The sequence below is a fragment of the Oleiphilus sp. HI0086 genome (assembly GCF_001635225.1).
In genome coordinates this window covers 1-2788 of record NZ_LWFZ01000718.1, presented here as the reverse complement: position 1 = coordinate 2788, position 2788 = coordinate 1, and the positions used below count along the sequence as shown (strand labels likewise).

The 2788-nt window shown below is 44.2% G+C and carries 5 protein-coding genes; 2 read left to right on the top strand and 3 right to left on the bottom strand.

What is annotated here, in order from left to right:
- Positions 1-932, top strand: a 932-nt coding sequence (locus A3756_RS27685) for a hypothetical protein (protein ID WP_197481280.1), incomplete at its 5' end; no start/stop codon positions are given.
- Positions 933-968: 36 nt separating this feature from the next.
- Here A3756_RS27685 and A3756_RS11720 read toward each other — a convergent pair.
- Positions 969-1193 (bottom strand): hypothetical protein, encoded by a 225-nt coding sequence (locus tag A3756_RS11720; RefSeq protein WP_068510894.1) that lies wholly within the window; start codon positions 1191-1193, stop codon positions 969-971.
- A 293-nt stretch (positions 1194-1486) separates the two neighbouring features.
- On the opposite strand from A3756_RS11720, the gene A3756_RS11715 reads away from it, so the two are divergent.
- Complete coding sequence (locus A3756_RS11715) at positions 1487-1828, top strand: hypothetical protein (protein WP_068510893.1); 342 nt, start codon at positions 1487-1489, stop codon at positions 1826-1828.
- A 21-nt stretch (positions 1829-1849) separates the two neighbouring features.
- Here A3756_RS11715 and A3756_RS11710 read toward each other — a convergent pair whose 3' ends face one another.
- Both A3756_RS11710 and A3756_RS11705 read right to left on the bottom strand, forming a co-directional pair.
- On the bottom strand, positions 1850-2098 hold the full coding sequence (locus A3756_RS11710; protein ID WP_082865221.1) for a YheV family putative zinc ribbon protein: 249 nt from the start codon (positions 2096-2098) through the stop codon (positions 1850-1852).
- Positions 2095-2788 (bottom strand): M3 family metallopeptidase (locus A3756_RS11705; RefSeq protein ID WP_231875526.1); only part of this gene is annotated, 694 nt, incomplete at its 5' end. The genes A3756_RS11705 and A3756_RS11710, both read right to left, overlap by 4 nt.

Below are 2788 nucleotides of genomic sequence, written 5' to 3'. Positions count from 1 at the left end.
GTGAAGATGACTCATTCAATATTCTAGATCAGTTTAGCGCCTCATTGGACCTGACTTACATCCCTTCAGCCTTTGTCGAAATAGATAATAAGGTTGATCAAACCGTTCTAATAGCTTTCGACCAAGATCCGACTGTGGAAACAGATGATGAAATTCAATTTGCCGCTCTAGACCGGATCGCGCCTGAAAATTTCAAAGAGTCCGGATTCAGTGAAGCGAAAGTAAGGCAGATCAAGGTAATCCATCAAGAACCACCCCAAATTCTTACTGTCGACGAAGACTACCTGGAGTCAAAATATGGCACTCTGGGGTACGCCCTATTAAATCAAACATGCCTCGATGATGATGAAGAAAATGTCGTCACATGCCCTGACGGCTCGATTACCAAAGAAATCGAGCACCCTGCTTGCTTCGACCTTATTGACGATGATGGTGACTCACTAACAGAGCACGATGAAGCCGACGAGCGAAATACTGTCATCTCCAACTCATTCACAATTGGCGATGGCAGTAATGATGCGCTGACAGACTTGCAGCGCTTAAAAGTAGAGGTAGACTACCCTAATGCAGAAATTCGCGTCTATGTATCGAAGTTCAGTACTGCCATCTACAAAGCTTTAGAAGATGATAGAGAAACAGAAATACCTCAGGGCGACGACAACCCCAACCCGACACGCGAGCAACTCATCTACAATCCAACGAGCTGTGAAAGTTACAATGTTTCGAAAGACCTTTTTGAGCTGCAAAGTGAAGAAGATCAGGAAAATAACGTCGCTGTCCCCGCTAACAGTTATGAAGACCCTGGCTATGAGTATATTGCCCAGACAGATGAAGATGGAGAGCCACTCTTAGACGAGGATGACAACGTCATTTACACATCGCCCACACCGCTGTTTATCTTTCAGGGAACGGCTATTCCTGAGCGACAGTAATTGTTTTTGTGAATCAGGGTAAGTTTTACACTTACCCTAAATCACCTTCGCTTTCAGCTTAGAGATTCTTGCGGGTCGATGCTGATCAATCATTGAAATAAGTTGCATATTTCGCTCAATAGAATCTCTCAATTGCTTAACTAAACCCAGGTCAGGAAACGCGCCCTCATTAGCTGCTACAATCTTTTTCTTCGTTTCTATTATTTCCCGCTCTAAACGCTGACGCTGATTATCAAGCGTGGTCAAACGTAATGTTCTCATAGTCAGAGTCTCTATATTCCCGAAAGAACTATCAGTATAGGCAGCTAAGGTTTAAGCAATATGAAGGACTTAACATTATCGGGTAAGCTTGCGTAATCGTTTGTTTCAATGAACAGAAGTGCTCGCATAGCTTTTCACTATGTAAGCGAGAGTATCATTGGTCGAGAAAACTGGGCACTTATGAAACAGTGACCGACAAATTTATTACTGCCTGCCTTACCTTTACAGCCTCTTCTGCTAGGCTTTCTTATATACAAATATGTCAAAACTGATGTTCTCAGGAGCCAAAGGTCATGCCTAAACCTGCCATTTCAAATGTTATGAATGAGTTTCTCGCGTTTCACGAGCTATTGGATGCGGCTTACTGGGAGGCGTCCTCACTCGAACACAAAGACATTATCTATGACATTATTAGCCAGTTTTCCCAGGAAATTGCCGAGCTTAATAAGCTCAGCATACAAGACCACCATTATCCCTATGAATTTATTACCGAAGGCATTCGACGTATCCCTCCGAAATTAACTAATTTGGAAGATCAGCTTCCTACCATTATCAAACGCACACAAACTATGGCTGATATGAGGGAAGCCTTATCCAATATAATCGCTATATTAGAGGGACAATCTGAAGTTTAGTGGCCTAGCTCAAGCGAACAATTACTTCGGCTTAAGCTCAACAATCTGGACTATCTGAGCCTGCTCGTCATCAGGGCCTGAGGGGATATGATTAACCCGCGTATCAAGCTCTGACATTTCAACTTGTGCTATTTGCTTCTCAGTAAAGTCGCAGGCGACACACTCTTTAAAGGTGCCTTCATCAGATGAATACGTCACTAACTTGTCCATCTCACCGCAACGAGGGCATACGGCACCTGCGATAAAGCGCTTGGTTATCTTCTGCGTCATACCTTGATTCCCGCCTGCTTAAGCAATGGCTCAACACTTGGCTTACGACCGCGGAAGCTGGTAAACATATCAATCGCTTCAATTGAACCACCTACTTCGAGCACTTTTTCTTTATAGTCTTTACCCGTTTGCACGTTAAAGACACCTTCTTCCTCAAAGCGGGAAAACGCATCTGCTGCTAAGACTTCTGCCCACTTATAACTGTAATAACCCGCCGAATAGCCACCAGCAAATATATGGCTAAAGGAGTGGCTAAAACGCGTATATTCTGGCGAATCAATTACCGCAACTCGCTCTCGAACAGACTCCAGCACTGCTTGCACATCGGTGTTATCTGCTTCTGAGTAATCTCTATGCAAGAGGAAGTCAAACAAGGCAAACTCAAGCTGGCGCATCATCATCATGCCACTTTGAAAGTGTTTCGCTGCTAGCATCTTATCCAACATATCCTTCGGCAGCGCTTCTCCTGTTTGGTAGTGACGACTGATCATAGCTATCGATTCTTCCTGCCAGCACCAGTTTTCCAAAAACTGACTTGGCAGTTCAACCACATCCCAAGGCACCCCAGAAATACCTGATACCCCAGCAACATCGACTTTGGTTAACATATGGTGCAAACCATGTCCGAACTCATGGAACAGTGTCGTCACTTCATTGTGAGTTAACAAGCTATCTGCCAGATTACCGCTC